19 protein-coding genes are annotated in these 17,152 nt (G+C 49.2%); 14 read left to right on the top strand and 5 right to left on the bottom strand.

The window, feature by feature from the left end:
• Positions 1–61: 61 nt before the first annotated feature.
• The gene (locus GRF55_RS06950) at positions 62–325 is read left to right on the top strand and encodes a hypothetical protein (RefSeq protein ID WP_220367727.1); all 264 of its coding nucleotides are present in this window, start codon (positions 62–64) and stop codon (positions 323–325) included.
• A 44-nt stretch (positions 326–369) separates the two neighbouring features.
• Positions 370–798, top strand: a complete 429-nt coding sequence (locus tag GRF55_RS06945) for a PepSY-like domain-containing protein (RefSeq protein ID WP_220367726.1) — start codon at positions 370–372, stop codon at positions 796–798.
• Between the two features lie 96 nt (positions 799–894).
• Here GRF55_RS06945 and rfbD read toward each other — a convergent pair whose 3' ends face one another.
• The 4 genes from rfbD to queC all read right to left on the bottom strand — a co-directional run bounded on the left by rfbD (position 895) and on the right by queC (position 3,744).
• Positions 895–1,749, bottom strand: a complete 855-nt coding sequence (gene rfbD, locus GRF55_RS06940) for a dTDP-4-dehydrorhamnose reductase (RefSeq protein WP_220367725.1) — start codon at positions 1,747–1,749, stop codon at positions 895–897.
• Positions 1,750–1,777: 28 nt separating this feature from the next.
• Positions 1,778–2,329, bottom strand: coding sequence for a DUF4924 family protein (locus GRF55_RS06935; protein ID WP_220367724.1), 552 nt, complete (start codon positions 2,327–2,329; stop codon positions 1,778–1,780).
• A gap of 4 nt (positions 2,330–2,333) precedes the next feature.
• Positions 2,334–3,002 (bottom strand): LysE family translocator, encoded by a 669-nt coding sequence (locus GRF55_RS06930; protein ID WP_220367723.1) that lies wholly within the window; start codon positions 3,000–3,002, stop codon positions 2,334–2,336.
• A gap of 82 nt (positions 3,003–3,084) precedes the next feature.
• Positions 3,085–3,744 carry a 7-cyano-7-deazaguanine synthase QueC gene (queC, locus tag GRF55_RS06925; RefSeq protein ID WP_220367722.1) on the bottom strand — a complete coding sequence of 220 codons (660 nt, stop codon included), beginning with the start codon at positions 3,742–3,744 and terminating at the stop codon, positions 3,085–3,087.
• Positions 3,745–4,241: 497 nt separating this feature from the next.
• Between queC and GRF55_RS06920 the strand changes: the two genes are divergently transcribed.
• Complete coding sequence (locus tag GRF55_RS06920; protein WP_220367721.1) at positions 4,242–5,225, top strand: ROK family protein; 984 nt, start codon at positions 4,242–4,244, stop codon at positions 5,223–5,225.
• Between the two features lie 106 nt (positions 5,226–5,331).
• Here the strand turns inward: GRF55_RS06920 and rpsA are convergent, their stop codons facing one another.
• The gene (rpsA, locus tag GRF55_RS06915; protein WP_220367720.1) at positions 5,332–7,104 is read right to left on the bottom strand and encodes a 30S ribosomal protein S1; all 1,773 of its coding nucleotides are present in this window, start codon (positions 7,102–7,104) and stop codon (positions 5,332–5,334) included.
• Positions 7,105–7,432: 328 nt separating this feature from the next.
• Between rpsA and GRF55_RS06910 the strand changes: the two genes are divergently transcribed.
• From GRF55_RS06910 to galE, 11 genes are all read left to right on the top strand, one after another.
• Entirely contained in the window at positions 7,433–8,407 is a 975-nt protein-coding gene (locus tag GRF55_RS06910) for a Gfo/Idh/MocA family protein (RefSeq protein WP_220367719.1), read from the top strand.
• 10 nt (positions 8,408–8,417) lie between these two features.
• A complete protein-coding gene (locus GRF55_RS06905) occupies positions 8,418–9,584 on the top strand; it encodes a DUF4421 domain-containing protein (RefSeq protein WP_220367718.1) in 1,167 nt (388 codons plus the stop codon).
• The gene (locus GRF55_RS06900) at positions 9,581–10,450 is read left to right on the top strand and encodes an N-acetylmuramoyl-L-alanine amidase-like domain-containing protein (protein WP_220367717.1); all 870 of its coding nucleotides are present in this window, start codon (positions 9,581–9,583) and stop codon (positions 10,448–10,450) included. The genes GRF55_RS06905 and GRF55_RS06900 overlap by 4 nt, the downstream gene beginning before the upstream one ends.
• Before the next feature lie 63 nt (positions 10,451–10,513).
• On the top strand, positions 10,514–10,945 hold the full coding sequence (locus GRF55_RS06895; RefSeq protein WP_220367716.1) for a SoxR reducing system RseC family protein: 432 nt from the start codon (positions 10,514–10,516) through the stop codon (positions 10,943–10,945).
• A gap of 5 nt (positions 10,946–10,950) precedes the next feature.
• Positions 10,951–11,805, top strand: a complete 855-nt coding sequence (locus GRF55_RS06890; protein WP_220367715.1) for an RnfABCDGE type electron transport complex subunit B — start codon at positions 10,951–10,953, stop codon at positions 11,803–11,805.
• Positions 11,802–13,151, top strand: a complete 1,350-nt coding sequence (gene rsxC, locus GRF55_RS06885; RefSeq protein WP_220367714.1) for an electron transport complex subunit RsxC — start codon at positions 11,802–11,804, stop codon at positions 13,149–13,151. Before GRF55_RS06890 ends, rsxC begins: the two co-directional genes overlap by 4 nt.
• 12 nt (positions 13,152–13,163) lie before the next feature.
• Positions 13,164–14,156, top strand: coding sequence for an RnfABCDGE type electron transport complex subunit D (locus tag GRF55_RS06880; RefSeq protein WP_220367713.1), 993 nt, complete (start codon positions 13,164–13,166; stop codon positions 14,154–14,156).
• Complete coding sequence (locus GRF55_RS06875) at positions 14,153–14,773, top strand: RnfABCDGE type electron transport complex subunit G (RefSeq protein ID WP_220367712.1); 621 nt, start codon at positions 14,153–14,155, stop codon at positions 14,771–14,773. Before GRF55_RS06880 ends, GRF55_RS06875 begins: the two co-directional genes overlap by 4 nt.
• Entirely contained in the window at positions 14,770–15,354 is a 585-nt protein-coding gene (rsxE, locus tag GRF55_RS06870; protein WP_220367711.1) for an electron transport complex subunit RsxE, read from the top strand. The genes GRF55_RS06875 and rsxE overlap by 4 nt, the downstream gene beginning before the upstream one ends.
• 4 nt (positions 15,355–15,358) lie before the next feature.
• Positions 15,359–15,961, top strand: coding sequence for an electron transport complex subunit RsxA (gene rsxA / locus GRF55_RS06865; RefSeq protein ID WP_220367710.1), 603 nt, complete (start codon positions 15,359–15,361; stop codon positions 15,959–15,961).
• A gap of 15 nt (positions 15,962–15,976) precedes the next feature.
• Positions 15,977–17,014 carry a UDP-glucose 4-epimerase GalE gene (galE, locus tag GRF55_RS06860; protein WP_220367709.1) on the top strand — a complete coding sequence of 346 codons (1,038 nt, stop codon included), beginning with the start codon at positions 15,977–15,979 and terminating at the stop codon, positions 17,012–17,014.
• Positions 17,015–17,152: the final 138 nt, after the last annotated feature.

The following is a 17,152-nucleotide window of genomic DNA, read 5'->3' as shown; positions in this document are numbered from 1 at the left end:
TTTTCAGAATTTGTAATTATATTTGCAAAGTGACATATTAATATTATTAAAGATGAAGGAAATGAAAAAAATTATGATTGTTTTGGCGATGATGTTGAGTCTCACGCTCTTCACGTCGTGTGAAAAAGAAGGTCCTATCGATGTGGGACAGTTGCCTGAAGCAGCGAGGGTATATCTCCAGAAAAACTATCCGGAGAAGACCATCGTCTTTGCAAAGAAGGACTCGGAATTATTCAAAACCAGGTATGAAGTGGCTCTGGACGACGGCATGAAGATTGAGTTCGACAGCGACGGACTGCCGGTTGACGTTGATATGTATGACTAAGCAATGAGTATAAACTCGTATTATTAATTTAACACCTAAAAACCATGAAAACGAAAAGACTATTCCTTGTGACACTTCTGTGTCTGTTGATGTCGGTATCAAGCTATGCGGATGGCAGGATGATTCCTGTTGAGAAGTTGCCGAATGCAGCTAAAACTTTTGTTGCTACTAATTTTCCTGGTAAGAAAATGATTTATGCTGAGCGTGATGAGGGTCGGTATGAGGTGCGTCTTGATGACGGAACTGAGATTGAATTCTATCGTAATGGTGAGTGGGATAAGGTGGATTGCTACATGTTGCCCGTTCCTGCTGCCCTCGTTCCTGAACCTATCAAGCAGTATGTCAAAGCAAACTTCCCGGATGCGGTTATCAACAAGATAGACAAAGAGCGCTATGGCTATGAGATTGAGCTCTCTAATAATCTTGAGTTGAAGTTCAACAAGCAGGGTATGCTCATGCAGATAGACCACTGATTTGAAGAGTTGTCTATCAATTTAGCAAGTAAAAAAACGGCTTTCAGAGGGAACACCTTTGAAAGCCGTTTTTTTGATGTTGGTTTGGAATGTCTGTTAACCTTCCAATAGTTTGATACACTTGACGAGGCTCGTCTCCCAATGGGGTATCTCAATGTCATACGCCTGTTTGATTTTCGTCTTGTCAAGCACGCTGTAGTGTGGTCGCATGGCAGGTGTGGGGTATTCTGCCGTGTGCAGCGGCTTCACGTGGCATCCTTTGATTCCGGCGATGCGGTGGATGGCGAGGGTGAAGTCGTACCACGATGCGACGCCTTCATTTGAGAAGTGGAATACGTCTGGCGTAATGCCTTTTTTCACTGCGGTCATGATAGCTTTTGCCAGGTCGGCAGCATAGGTCGGCGTGCCGATTTGGTCGAAGATGACGCCGAGTGTTTCTTTCTCCCTTCCAAGTCGTAGCATGGTTTTTACGAAGTTGTTGCCGAAGGTGGAGTAGAGCCATCCGGTACGGATAATCATCGTGCGTTTGCAGAGTTTCTGTACGCCGAGTTCGCCCGCCAGTTTCGTGTTGCCATAGACGCTGTCGGGGCAGGGCGTGTCGTTCTCCACGTATGGCGTATGTTTCGTTCCGTTGAAAACATAGTCGGTGGAGATGTGTATGAGCCATCCAGCGCGCTTCTCTATCGCTGCTGCCAGATACGCCGGTGCCACGGTGTTGATGGCGGTGCAGGTCTCTTTGTCTGTTTCTGCTTTGTCCACAGCGGTATAGGCGGCACAGTTGATGATTCCGTCGATATTGTTTTTGTCAACGAATTTCTCGATGGCGTCGGCATCGGTAATGTCGAGTTCTGCCACGTCGGTATTGAAATACGTGTGTTGTGTGTATTCTTTTTCCAACAGCTTAATTTCGTTTCCGAGTTGTCCGTTGCAACCAGTAATTAAGATATTCATACGCTTACGCTTTGTTGTTTGTTATTTTTCAATCATCATTTAGGACGAGGCCTTCGGTCTTGTCCGCCAGATAGTAGTCGGACAGCATGCCGATGAGTGTTGTGATTTCGTCGATGGCATGTTTGGTGTTCGGTGTGATTTCTTTCTTTTGTAACCGAAGCATCATGGTGCCGTAGAGTGCATTCATGCATGTCTCTATCTCGTTTTCCTCCGGATGTTCTCCGCGCTGTCTGAGTTCAACGATGAACGGCAATACTTTGTAATATTGTGCGTTGTAGAATGGGAATTTGGTGCTTGCCAGCAGTTGCGCGTGCAGTTCGGCGAGGTCTTGCAGCACGATTTTGTTGATTTGCAGATGACCTTTTTCGCGCAGCCCTTCGCCATTCATCATGGTGACGAGGTTACCAAACCAGTCTGTCAGTTCCTCCTTCTGCTCCTCAGAGTAGTCGAACCGGCTAATATATTCGCGGCGGATGCGTGTCAGGCTGCACCCGTATGCCCGTATGATGTCCTCCACTTGCCACATATAGAGCAAGTATTCGGCAATATTTTTCTTGCGAAGTTCTTGTGAAATGAACATAGTGTCAATATTCGATGGTGAACAGGTTGAACACCGTTCCCAGCAGGATGATGAGTGAAATCAGGATGACGATGCTTCCTATTACCTTATTAATAATAATGATGCCCGTCTCTTCGAACTTGTTGCGTATCTTGTCGATGAGCCACGTGAGCCCGAACCACCATAGCAGTGCGCCTGCAATGATGCTCAGATAGCCGATGCACATCTCCAGCGGCTTGCCCGGCATGATGAATGCCAGCTGTGCGAAGACTGCCATGAAGAGCAGGATGATGAGCGGATTGGACAGTGTGACGAAGAATGCCGTCAGCCCGTTGTGGAAGAGTGTGCCCTTCGTCTTGCTGCTGCGGTGGATGTTCTTCACGGGATTCGAGCGCCAGCTGTATATTCCGAAGAAGAGCAGCATGATGCTTCCGGCTATTTGCAGGATGAAGCGGTTCTGCGAATTGTAAACGAGGTTCATCACAAAACTCATGCCCAAACCCGTAATCAGCGCGTAGATCAAGTCGCTCACCGTTGCTCCGATGCCTGTCACGAAGCCATACCAGCGCCCTTTGTTCAGCGTGCGTTGCACACACAGGATTCCTACCGGTCCCATTGGAGCCGACACCAATATGCCTATCAGCATTCCTTTGAAGATGATGTCGAGTATGTCGATATGAAATTCAAATGGCATAACGTCTGCAAATTTAGGCATTTTTTTCGAGATTATAAGCCTCTCTCATCAAGAAATTTCATTTTTCTTTATCCCTTCCTTCTTATTTCTCATACTCGGTCGGGTCGTCGATGCCCGCCTCCCTGAGTGCCTCTTTCCTCTCCACGCAAGTGCCACACTTGCCGCAATGCTTCTCGCCACCCTTGTAGCAGGAGTATGTCGTGGCATAGTCGATGCCCAGCTGTTTGCCGATGGCTGCTATCTGCGTTTTCGTCAGCGAGGTGTAGGGGGCGTTGATGCCGATGTGGTCGTATGTGCCGTAGCTCATGGATTCAGACATCGATGCGATGAACGTCGCCCGGCAGTCGGGATAGATGGCGTGGTTGCCTGCATGGTTGGCGATGAACACCGATTTCAGTCCACGGCTCTCAGCCAGTCCGCAGGCGATGGCAAGCATGATGCCGTTGCGGAAGGGGACCACCGTCGATTTCATGTTCTCGTCCTCATAGTGCCCTTCGGGAATGGCATCTGCGCCCTCCAGCAGCGACGACTTGAAGTATTTGCCCATGAACTCGAGCGGAATGACGATGTGCTCGATGCCGAGCAGTTTGCAGTGGTAGGCGGCAAAGTCCGTTTCCCGTTTGTTGTGGTTACTGCCGTAGTCGAATGTGACTGCGAGGGCGATATGTTCTTTGTAGTCGTGCAGCAGGGTCACGCTGTCCATGCCTCCCGACAAGATGATGATGGCGTTTTTTTCTGTCATACCACAAAGGTACGCAATAATCCTTACACCGACAAGAATTAAGAATTAAAAATTATGAATTAAGAATTATGATTAGAGCTTGTTTTCCTTCCGTCAGGCATTTCCTCCCCATTTGGGGGAGGGTTAGGGAGGGGCTCTTTTTCACCTGCATAAACATGCGGAAATGGGTGCATAAACATGCAGTTGAACTTTCGCTTTCCAAAAGTGCCACTTTTGCGTTCCAAAAGTTGCCCTTTCAGCTCCTAAAAGTTCCCCTTTTACAAGCCAAAAGTGGCACTTTTGGAAGGTTGTGTGTAACGTATTGAAATACAAGACTTTACAATCGACCTTTCAAAAGGGCGTTGGTTGTATAAATATACATTTCCCGATTTTGCTGTCTGGTAAACTTTTTCCGAAATATTCGCCGTTTTTCCTTCCGAAGTTGCTTGGGTATGGTGTTTTTTTTGTATCTTTGCAACAGATAGTATCAGTAACAAACAAAACTAAAAAGCATTTTTATGGAACAGCAAGCAAACATGAAACCTTATGTTATCGGGCTGGACCTCGGTGGCACGAACTCGGTGTTCGGTATCGTGGACAGTCGTGGTGAAATCAAGGCGACGACCGCCATCAAGACACAGCCTTACCAGAATGTGGACGACTATGTGGATGCAGCCATTGAAGCGCTGCAGGTGATTATCGAGCAGGTGGGCGGCATCGAGAAAATCAAGGCAATGGGTATCGGTGCGCCTAACGGCAATTTCTATAACGGAACCATCGAGTTTGCCCCGAACCTGTCGTGGGGACGCGACGGGGTGGTGCCTCTTGCAAAGATGTTCAGCGAGCGGCTCGGCATTCCCGTGGCACTGACCAACGACGCCAACGCTGCCGCTATTGGCGAGATGACTTATGGCGTGGCGCGCGGCATGAAGAACTTCATCGTCATCACACTCGGAACGGGTGTCGGTTCGGGCATCGTCATCAACGGACAGCTGGTCTATGGATGTGACGGCTTCGCAGGCGAACTGGGACACACCATCATCCGCCGTGAGAACGGACGTCCGTGTGGTTGCGGCAGAAGCGGCTGTCTGGAATGCTATTGTTCGGCGACCGGCGTGGCTCGCACGGCACGTGAGTTCCTCGAGACGAGCAACGAGCCTTCACTGCTTCGCGACATGGCTCCCGAGGATATCACCTCGCTCGATGTGTCTATCGCAGCCGGAAAGGGCGACGCACTGGCTAAGCGCGTCTATGAGTTCACGGGGCTGATGCTCGGTGAGGCTTGCGCAGACTTTGCAGCGTTCTCGTCTCCCGAAGCGTTTATCTTCTTCGGCGGACTGACCAAGGCGGGCGACCTGCTGATGGACCCTATCAAGCGCGGCTACAATGCCCACATTCTGAAGATATTCAAGGACAAGGCGCAGTTCCTCATCAGTGGTCTGGACGGTTCTTCGGCAGCAGTGCTGGGCGCTTCAGCCATCGGATGGGAGATTCAGGAATGAGCCGTCGTCGGCAGGAACGCCTTCTGATGGTGCGTTCTTCGCTAACGGGCATAAAAAAAGTGCTTGCCGCTCGGCAAGCACTTTTTTATTGTGATGAACAGTGAGATTATTCGTCGCTGTTCTCCATCTTAGCTTTCAGTTCAGCAAGAGCATCGATATCACCAAGTGTGGTGCTTGCTGCTACGTTGTTGATAGTAGCTTCGTCCTTCTTCTTGGTGGTCTTCTTTGCTGCCTTCTTCGGCTCTTCCTTCTCCTCCTCGAATGTGCGTGAGTGAGAGAGGATGATGCGCTTGGTTTCTTTCACGAACTCGATTACCTTGAATTCGAGCTCTTCGCCCAACTGTGCCTGGCTGCCGTCTTCCTTCACGAGGTGCTTCGGAGTGGCGAAGCCTTCACCGCCTTCGTTCAGTGCGATAACAGCACCTTTGTCCATCATCTCGGCAATTTTGCCGGTGTGAACGCTACCCGGTGTGTAGATGGTCTCGTAAGTATCCCAAGGATTCTCTTCGAGCTGCTTGTGACCGAGTGAGAGGCGACGGTTCTCTTTGTCTATCTCAAGAACAACGACGTCGATGTCGGCACCAACCTGAGTGAACTCTGACGGGTGTTTCACCTTCTTTGTCCAAGAGAGGTCGCTGATGTGAATGAGTCCGTCCACGCCTTCTTCCAGTTCAACGAAGATACCGAAGTTGGTGAAGTTGCGCACCTTGGCAGTGTGCTTGGAGTCAACAGGATATTTCACCTCGATAGTCTCCCATGGGTCTTCCTTGAGCTGCTTGATGCCGAGAGACATCTTGCGCTCGTCGCGGTCGAGTGTCAGGATGACAGCTTCAACCTCGTCGCCCACCTTGAGGAAGTCTTGTGCTGAGCGCAGGTGCTGGCTCCAAGACATTTCAGAAACGTGGATGAGGCCTTCAACGCCCGGTGCAATCTCAACAAATGCTCCGTAGTCGGCAATGACAACAACCTTACCCTTCACGTGGTCGCCCACCTTGAGTTCAGCATCGAGTGCATCCCATGGGTGCGGAGTGAGTTGCTTGAGTCCAAGTGCAATGCGGCGCTTCTCATCGTCGAAGTCGAGAATAACGACATTGATTTTGTCATCGAGCTTAACCACCTCATGCGGATCGCTTACGCGGCCCCAAGACAGGTCTGTGATGTGGATGAGTCCGTCCACGCCTCCGAGATCGACGAATACGCCGTAAGAGGTAATATTCTTAACCGTACCTTCAAGGATTTGTCCTTTTTCGAGACGGCTGATAATTTCTTTCTTCTGTGCTTCCAGTTCAGCTTCGATAAGTGCTTTGTGGGAAACGACCACGTTGCGGAATTCCTGGTTGATTTTAACGATTTTGAATTCCATGGTCTTGTCAACGAATACGTCGTAGTCGCGAATAGGATGAACGTCGATCTGGCTGCCAGGCAAGAATGCCTCGATACCGAATACATCGACAATCATACCGCCCTTCGTGCGGCACTTGATGTAACCCTGAATGATTTCGTCGTTTTCAAGCGCAGCGTTGACACGGTCCCAGCTCTTGCTGAGGCGTGCTTTCTTGTGTGACAGGAGCAACTGACCTTTCTTGTCTTCGGGATTCTCTACATACACTTCCACAACGTCACCAACCTTCAGGTCGGGATTGTAGCGGAACTCGCTTGCAGAGATGACACCGTCGCTCTTGTAACCGATGTTGACAACAACTTCTTTCTTGTCAACAGAAATAACTTTACCTTCAACTACCTGGTGCTCATTCACCTTGTTGAGGGTCTCATCGTAGGCCTTGGTCAGCTCTTCTTTGCTGCTGCCTACGGCTGTGCCATTCTCAAATTCTTCCCAATTGAAGTCTTCCAATGGCTGGATGTTTTTTAAATTTGACATAAAAATTAATTAAAAAATTTGTACTAATAAAGTTAGACTTTATGTGAACTGAATGGCATGTCACGAAGACAAGTGCCGAAAACGGGTGCAAAGATACATTATTTATATGAGAAAACGTCTTTTTGTGATGAGTTTTTTTCTTCTTTTATTAAAAAAGTATGGAAAAATGCGGAAAAGTACACGGCAGAGTGCTTGCCAGACAGGGGAAGGAAGTGTGATGCAGACCGTGTTTTTTAGATGTGGATAGCGCATGGCGAAACGAGGCATGATGAAAAATATTTGTATGGTTGATATATTATTGCTAACTTTGTGGCGTTAATTAGGCATTATGAAATATATCAAGTGGGGAGTGTTAGGCTGTTCTGCAGACGTCATGCCGGTTGTCCGTTTGTTGAATGAGATGGAAGGTTCTCAAGTCGTGGCAGTGATGGACGATGATGCTGCGGTGGCGAAGTCGTGTGGCGCAGAGCTCGGAATCAGCAGCTATTCGGGAGTGCAAGACCTGATAGATGATTCGGAGGTGAATGCTGTCTATATAGCAACCGCCCCTTCCACCCATGCCACCTATGCCATTCTTTCCATGCGAAGCGGTAAGCCCGTGTTGGTGGAAACGCCTTTGGCAGACACCTATTGGGACTGTGTGCGCATGAATCGTGTGAGTGAGGAAACGGGAGTGCCTTGTTTCGTGAATTTCTATTATCGCTATTTACCTTATTTTGATGCGATAAAAAAATATTTAGCCAGTGGTGCTTTTGGGGAGATTGTCAGCGTGGAATTGCATTCCGTCGGCGTCGCTTCGGAAACCGCTTCAGTCGGTAGTGAGCTGTGGAAGGCGTGTGCCTATCAGTTGGATTTGTTACAACATCTGTTTGGCGTGATAGTCGAAGCATGGGGAGTGTTGGACGAAAAGCGGGAAAGAAGTGCCTTGAGTTCTTGTTTCAGATTTGAAACGGGAATACCGGGCAGCGCTTTGTGGGTTAATTGTCAGCATGACGGTGCCCCATCTCCGGAGAATGCTCAAAAAAACGAAGCGGGTGCGGAAGGATACGACGGCTGTTGGGTGCAGATTACCGGTCGGGAGAAGCAGATGCACTTTTCACTGTCGGGTGAGTATCCACCAGAAATTTCTCCCGCAGATGACGTGTTTTCAGCCTCAGAAATAGCACCGATGTCGGACGGCCATTCCTGTCAGCCGCTACTGCGAGAAGTGTTGAGCGACCTGCAAGGCTTTAATGTGTGTGGGTGTACGAGTGTTTCAGCCACGGCAGTCTATTGGACCCTTGAACGTTTGAAAGGAGAGTGATTGGCGTAAGATGGGGATAAGGAGAATTTTTAGTTTGGTTTGTCTGTCGGCGTTCGTGTTGAGTGCATGGGCATTGGAGGTGGACTCGTTTCAAACAAAGAGTTCGCAGCTGGTCCTGTCAGAAAAGAATGCGCAGCTGACTTTGCCGGAAAAAAAGCCCTCTTTCATGAAAAAGGTGGGAAAAACGTTGGGGGCATTGGTCGCTGAATTCAACAATATAGATACGAACTATATAGAACCCCAGCACTATAACTTCACGGTGATGGCGCAATCGACGCTGACGCTGGAAGTCTATCGCCTGAAAAGCAAGTCGAATCAGTCAATCGTTTTTGGTCCGGAGTCCTCCATCAAAGTCGGTCCCTATTTCGGGTATCGTTGGATGTTCCTGGGTTATACGTTTGACTTGTCGCACATGAATTCCAATTCGAAGAAAGAGTTCAATCTGAGTCTGTATAGTTCGATGTTGGGAATAGATTTGTTTTATCGCCGTACGGGCAATGATTACCGCATCCGCTCGGCAGACTTTGGGGATGGCGTGAATACGAAGCCGCTTGAGGGAGTGGCGTTTTCGGGATTGAATGTGGGCATCACGGGCTTTAACCTGTATTACATCTTCAATCATCGCAAGTTTTCTTACCCCGCAGCGTTCAGTCAAAGCACCTGTCAGAAGCGCAGTGCCGGCTCCGCGATTTTTGGTATCGGCTATACGCATCATTCGCTGGACTTGAATTATAACGAGCTTCAGGCTTCGGTCGAGAGATATTTGCCCGACTATAGTGAGAAATTAGACAGTGGCTTGATGTTCAATAAAGTCAAATACGACGACTTCTCGGTGTATGGCGGCTACGGCTATAATTATGTGGTGGCAAAGAATTGCCTGTTGGCAGCATCGCTGTCGTTAGGTATCGGCTATAAACGTTCGACGGGCGATTTGCAGAGGTCGTCATTCTCGTTCCGTGACTTCTCTTTCCGCAATTTCAATATTGATGGTGTGGGGCGCTTCGGATTTGTATGGAACAATACGAAATGGTATGTGGGTGCGAGTGCAATACTGCATGCGTACAACTACCATAAATCCCAATTCTCGACCAACAATTTCTTCGGCAGCGTGAATGTGTATGCCGGTTTTAATTTTGGAAAGCGGAAAGCATACAGACAAAAAAAGAAAACAGAATGAAGGTATATATAACAATGTTCGTCAGTCTCCTGTGGGCTGCAGGTGTTTTCGGAAATACTCCGCGTGAGGTGGAATACACGAAACGGGACAGCGTGTTGGTCATGCAGATGCTCAACCGGTGGGAGAGTGGAGGCGGTGGTACATACAACGCTTCGCGCACCTTCCTGTTCTTTGCCAGGCAGTTCATGGGTTATCCCTACGTGGCACACACATTAGATAAGAACGTTGAGGAACGCCTTGTGGTGAATATGCGGGAAGTTGACTGTACGACGTTTGTCGAATATGCCCTTGCCTTGACACAATGTGTGCGCAACGGGAAACGTTCGTTTGCCGACTTTTGCGACTATCTGCAGGCAATCCGCTACATTGGCGGAGACGTTTCCTATCTGAAACGCAAACATTATTTCACGCTGTGGATTACCGAAAACGAAAAGCAGGGCTTTGTTCGTGACATACAGGCTCCTCAACCACCGTTTTCCGCCGTTCAGACAATCAACGTGGACTATATGACCACCCATGTTCCTGCCTATTATATGCTGAATCAGCATCCTTCATGGGTGGAACCAATCCGTCGGTTGGAAGAGTCAATCAACGGTCAGCAATGGCGCTATATCCCTAAATCGCAGGTTGTCAACACGAAGCTATTGCGCGAGACGATAAAAGATGGCGATATCCTTGTTATCATCACGGGCAAGAAAGGACTTGACACCTCGCACATCGGCATTGCCAAATGGCATCAAGACGGTCTGCACATGATACATGCCTCACAGGTTTATAAGAAAGTGGTGGAAGACCCGGTGCCCCTCCGTCAGTACCTTCAGAGATATAAGACGCATCTGGGAATCAGGGCGGTGCACGTGCAGTGATATTTTTCTCAAATTTTGTTGCTTGGATGGAAATAAGATAGTAATTTTGCAGCGTAAAAGCGTATGGAAAAGCGAGACAGAAAAGGACTGATAAGACATGCAGGCGTTGTGGACTCTGTTACGGAAGATGTCGTTCGGGTGCGTATCGTTCAATCCTCATCCTGCGCTTCATGCGAAGTGTCGGGAAGTTGTCGCATTTCAGAGGCTCGTGAGAAGTTGGTGGAGGTAGTTTCTGCTTCAGCCAATTATCATGTGGGGCAGCCCGTTGTGGTGACGGTCTCTCGTCGGGCAGGAATACATTCAGTCATCTTGGCTTTCGGGATTCCGTTCATGTTGCTGTTGCTGACCGTTTTTTGCGTATGGGCTTTGACGAAAGAGGAGTCCGTTTCGGCATTAGCAAGTTTGGGTGTGTTGGCTCTGTATTATGGCGTGTTGTTTCTTTTCCGACAACGGATAGCAAAGAATGTAACGTTTAACATTGAAGAAATTAAATAAGAAATATGTGGGACGTATTGACAGCGGTTGTTTTTCTGGGACTTCTGGCGTTATTGGCGGCAGTTGTCTTGTATGTCTGTTCACGAAAGTTTGCCGTGTATGAAGATCCCCGTATCGCAGAAGTCTCAGCCTGTCTACCAGGTGCCAATTGTGGCGGGTGTGGATATGCTGGCTGCGCAGCTTTTGCTGATGCACTCGTGAAAGGTGCTGATGCGGGGTCGATTGAAGGTATGGCTTGTCCGGTAGGTGGCAATGCGACGATGAGCAGTATTGCGAACGTGCTGGGCATGGCAGTGGGCGATGCGGAGCCGAAGGTTGCCGTGGTGCGTTGTCAAGGAAGTTGTGAGGCGCGCCAACGGGTGGCAACGTATGACGGCTTGCAAACTTGCACGGCTATGCATGCGGCAGGTATGGGAGAAACGGCTTGCGGCTATGGATGTCTGGGCTGTGGCGACTGTGTGGAGGCGTGTACGTTTGGGGCGATAGCAATCAATCAGGAGACATGTCTGCCCGAGGTGAACGACGATTTGTGTGTGGCTTGCGGCGCATGTGTTAAGGCTTGTCCGCGCCATGTCATTGAACTTCGGAAGAAAGGTCCGAAGAACCGTCGCATCTATGTCGGCTGCGTGAACAAGGATAAAGGTCCCGATGCAAAGAAGGCATGTAAAGCCGCTTGTATCGGATGTGGACTTTGCTTGAAAGAATGCAAGTTTGAAGCAATTACGATAGCAGGAAATCTCAGTTATATTGACGACCAAAAGTGCCGCATGTGCAGGAAGTGTGAACAGGCTTGTCCGACGCAAGCCATTGTTGCCGTGAATTTTCCTGTTCGTAAAGTAGAAAAGGAGGTGAGCGAATGAGACTCAAAACATTCAGAAAGGGTGGTGTCCATCCTGAGGAGAATAAGTTGACGGCGAATGTTCCGACCATTGTGGCATCATTGCCGCAGCAAGCCGTCTTTCCGCTTTCTCAGCATATCGGCGCTCCGGCAAAACCAGTCGTGAAAAAAGGTGACGAAGTGAAGGTCGGAACCTTGTTGGCGGAAGCGGGTGGTTTCGTGTCAGCACCCATCTATTCTTCTGTGTCGGGAAAAGTGTTGAAGATAGCTGATTCCATTGATGCCACAGGCTATCGTAAGCCCTGCATCATTGTGCAGGTTGAAGGCGATGAGTGGGAGGAAAGCATAGATCGTTCAGACAACTTGGAGACACTGGAAAAGCATTCCGAACTGACACCGGAGGAAATCGTGGAGCGCATCAAGAATGCCGGTGTGACGGGAATGGGTGGAGCAGGCTTTCCGACATTTATCAAGCTCACTCCGCCGCCGACAGCGAAGGCGGAATGTGTGATTGTCAACGCGGTAGAGTGTGAACCGTATATTACTGCCGACTATCGGCTGATGTTGGAACATCCCGATGAGATACTCGTGGGACTGGAGTTGCTGATGAAAGCAGCCAAAGTGTCGAAAGGATATATTGGTATTGAAGAAAATAAACCGGAAGCCATTCAGTTGTTGACGGAGAAAACGGCAAACCGTGACGATATAGAAATCGTTCCATTGGAAACAAAATATCCGCAAGGCGGCGAAAAGCAGTTGGTTGATGCCGTGATTCGCCGCCAAGTTCCAGCACCTCCCGCTATCCCTGTAAACGTTGGAGCAATAGTTCAAAACGTGGGAACTACATTTGCTGTTTATCAGGCAGTTATGAAACATAAGCCTCTCTTTGAACGCTACACGACAGTTACGGGAAAAGCAATCAAGAATCCGGGAAACTTTTTGGTGCGTATGGGCACACCGATGAGCGACCTGATAACCTGCTGTGGGGGATTGCCGGAAGGTGAGCACAAGGTGCTTGCCGGAGGTCCGATGATGGGAAAGGCGGTCTATTCCACGGAAGTCCCGATATGTAAAGGCACCAACTGTGTGACGGTTTTAACCAACGAAGAGGCGCATCGGCAGGAAGCACAGCCTTGCATCCGTTGTGCAAAGTGCGTGTCAGCATGTCCGATGGGACTGGAGCCGTATCTGTTGGCGAGGGTTTCGGAAATGCAATTATGGGAAAAGGCTGAAGCGGAAGATATCGTCTCGTGTATAGAGTGTGGCTCGTGTCAGTTCACTTGTCCGGCACATCGCCCGCTTCTGGATTTCATTCGCAACGGAAAATCAACAGTGATGGGCATCATTAAAGCTCGCAACGCCCAATAAATATATAGGTATATGTCAAAACTAATCGTATCATTATCACCTCACGCACACGGCAAGGACAATGTGGAGCAAAACATGTACGGTGTGATTGTGGCGTTGTTGCCTGCGCTGTTGGTGTCGTTCGTGTATTTTGGAATAGGTTCTGCCATCGTCTGTGGAACGAGTGTGGCGGCATGCGTGTTCTTCGAGTGGGTCATTACCAGTTTCTTGCTGAAGAAAGAGCCGACCATCAGCGACGGATCGGCAATCATCACGGGTCTGCTGTTGGGATTCAACCTGCCTTCCAACATCCCGATTTGGATTATTATTCTCGGTGCGCTGGTTGCTATCGGTGTTGGTAAGATGACGTTCGGTGGCTTAGGAAACAATCCGTTCAACCCGGCACTGGTAGGACGTTGCTTCCTGTTGGTGAGTTTTCCCGTGCAGATGACCTCTTGGCCGGTGGTCGGTGAACTGACCGAATATGCTGATGCCGTGACGGGTGCAACGCCTCTGAGTCTCATGAAAGAGGCAATCAAGAGCGGAGATGCCACCGTGCTCGACAAGTTGCCGGACTCCTTGCATCTGTTGTTGGGCGACAATCCGACGGGAGGTGTCGGCACTATCGGCGAAGTATGTGCGCTGGCTTTGATTATCGGTTTGCTTTATATGCTCTGGAAACGAATCATCACTTGGCATATTCCTGTCAGCATTATTGCAACAGTGTTTGTATTTAGTGAACTGCTTCATGTTGCGAATCCTATCTATGCTTCTCCTGTTGCAGTGATTCTGAGTGGTGGCTTGATGCTGGGTGCCATCTTCATGGCAACCGATTACGTGACGTCGCCGATGACCGGCAAAGGACAACTCATCTATGGCGTAGGCATCGGCTTGCTGACAGTCATCATTCGTAACTGGGGAGCCTATCCGGAGGGCATGTCGTTTGCCATTCTCATCATGAATGCGTTCACTCCGCTAATCAACAACTATGTGAAACCAAAGCGATTCGGGGAGGTGGCAAAATGAAAAAAATCAAGTCTTCATTCACGAATATGGTGGTCGTGCTCGTCATGGTGGCACTGATTACCGGTGGTTTGCTCGCTTTCGTCAATCAGATGACAAAAGATGCGATTAAAGCGCAGGCAGAAAAAGCCCTTTCCGAAGGCATCCGAAAAGTGATGAACGGAAAGGAAGTGGTCGTGGAAAAAACCGAAACCGTTTCCTTGCCGATGGAGAAAGGAAAGACGACATCCTGCGTGATACACCATCTCACTGACAAAGAGCATCATTCTTTGGGAGCTGCCGTCGAGAGCACGGCACTCGGATTCAGCGACAACCTGAAAATATTAGTTGGCTTTGATACGGCTGGCAACATTCTCGGTTATACTGTGTTGGAGAGTTCCGAGACACCGGGGCTTGGTGCGAAGGCTGACACTTGGTTCCAGTCAGGAGAAAAAGGTTCTATCATCGGAAAGAATCCCTCAAAAGACCGGCTGGGCGTGAAAAAGGGCGGAGAAGGAGATATTGATGCCATTACTGCCTCGACCATCACGTCTCGGGCGTTCTTGAAGGCAGTGACTCAGGCATATTCCGCCTATATGAACAATGCGAAGACAACGGAAAAGAAAGGAGTAGCGCAATGAAATATATCGAAATCATCAAGAACGGTTTTCTGAAAGAGAATCCTATCTTTGTGCTCTTGTTGGGCATGTGTCCGACGTTGGCAACAACTACTTCGGCAATGAACGGCTTGTCGATGGGACTGGCCACCACGTTTGTGCTGATTTGCTCAAACGTCGTCATTTCCTGCATCAAGAACGTCACGCCAGACAAAGTGCGCATTCCTGTATTCATCGTGGTCATCGCTTCGTTCGTGACCGTGCTGCAGATGCTCATCAAGGCATATCTTCCAGAGATAGACAAGTCGCTGGGCATCTTCATTCCGCTAATTGTTGTGAATTGCATCATTCTCGGGCGTGCAGAAGCTTTCGCATGTAAGAACAATCCTTTGGCAAGCCTTTTTGACGGAATAGGCATCGGACTCGGTTTCACATTCGCCCTCACCCTGTTGGGAATGATTCGCGAGCTGTTGGGCGCAGGTTCTCTGTTTGGTTACAGCCTGTTGCCAGAGACGACCAATCTGTTGCTTTTCATCCTCCCTCCGGGCGCATTCATCACGCTCGGCTATCTGATAGCTGTCGTAAACAAAATAAGGAAATCATAAGACTATGGAATATATCTTGATATTTATCTCCGCCATCTTTGTGAACAACATCGTGTTGTCGCAGTTTCTCGGCATCTGTCCTTTCCTGGGCGTGTCGAAGAAAATCGATACAGCACTGGGCATGGGAGCCGCAGTCGCCTTTGTATTGACGCTGGCAACCATCGTGACCTATCTGTTGCAGGTCTATGTGCTGAATCCCTTCAACCTGCAATATCTGCAGACCTTGGCGTTCATCCTCGTCATCGCGTCGCTGGTGCAGATGGTTGAGATTGTGATGAAGAAAGTGTCACCGGCACTCTATCAGGCACTGGGCATCTTCCTGCCGCTCATCACCACCAACTGCGCAGTACTTGGAGTTGCCATCCTCGTGATACAGAAAGACTTCAACCTCTTGCAGAGCGTGGTCTATGCTTTCTCTACGGCAATCGGCTTTGCGCTCGCACTCGTCGTCTTCGCGGGACTTCGCGAACAACTCTCATTGGTGAAAATACCGAAGGGAATGCAGGGCATACCCATCGTGCTCGTCACGGCAGGACTGCTCTCGCTGGCGTTCATGGGCTTCTCGGGCGTTGATGGCGGACTCAGGAAATTGTTAGGATTAGAATAATAATGAATTAGAAATATGAAAAAGACCATTTTAGTCACAGGCGGAACAGGATATATCGGTTCGCATACGACGGTAGAATTGCAACAGGCGGGCTATGACGTCGTGATAGCCGACAACCTGTCAAACTCAAACATCAATGTCCTTGATGGAATAGAAAAGATAACAGGCGTCCGTCCGGCATTCGAAAAAATCGATTTGCAAGACAGGGAAGCGACTGAAAACCTCTTCAAAAAGTATCCGCACATCGACGGTATTATCCATTTCGCAGCCTCAAAAGCAGTGGGCGAGAGCGTGGAGAAACCGCTGATGTACTATCGTAACAACATCGTCAGCCTCATCAATCTGCTCGAACTGATGCCGCAATACAATGTCGGCGGCATCATCTTCTCGTCCAGCTGCACCGTCTATGGACAACCTACGGAGGAGAATCTGCCCGTCACCGAGCAGGCACCCATCCAGAAAGCCCTCTCGCCTTATGGAAACACGAAGCAAATCAACGAAGAAATCATTCAAGACTATGTGCATAGCGGCGCGCCAATCAAGTCCATCATTCTCCGTTACTTCAACCCGATAGGTGCCCATCCTACGGCGAACATCGGCGAACTGCCCAATGGAGTGCCAATGAACCTCATCCCCTTTGTCACACAGACCGCCATCGGAGTCAGAAAGCAACTCAAAATCTTCGGCAACGACTACGGCACACCCGACGGCACCTGCATCCGCGACTATATCTATGTCGTTGACCTTGCCAAGGCACACGTCAAGGCGATGGCACGCGTGCTCGGTGAAGACACCCCTGCCATCGAATACTTCAACGTCGGAACAGGCAAGGGAGTCAGTACCCTCGAAGTGGTGCAGGCGTTTGAAAAAGCGACGGGCGTGAAGGTCAACTGGGAGTACGCACCGCGTCGCGAAGGCGACATCGAGAAAGTTTGGGGCAATGTCGATCACGCCAACCAAGTGTTAGGTTGGAAAGCAGAAGCCAAACTCGAAGACGTTCTCGCCTCCGCATGGAAATGGCAGCTGAAACTGCGCGAAGACGGCGTGATGTAACAGCAAGCATCCCCTTCTTATTATAAAAAGGCATTCTCCTTCTTCGGGAGAATGCCTTTTTTCTTTTTGTTCGTCTCTTTCCATACTTATAGTCATCATTTCATTCATACAAATAATTCCTCTTCTTAACTCCTGACT

It is taken from the genome of Prevotella sp. Rep29 (assembly GCF_019551475.1).
In the GTDB taxonomy this organism is placed as follows: Bacteria; Bacteroidota; Bacteroidia; order Bacteroidales; family Bacteroidaceae; genus Prevotella.
This window is presented reverse-complemented; position numbering and strand designations above follow the sequence as displayed.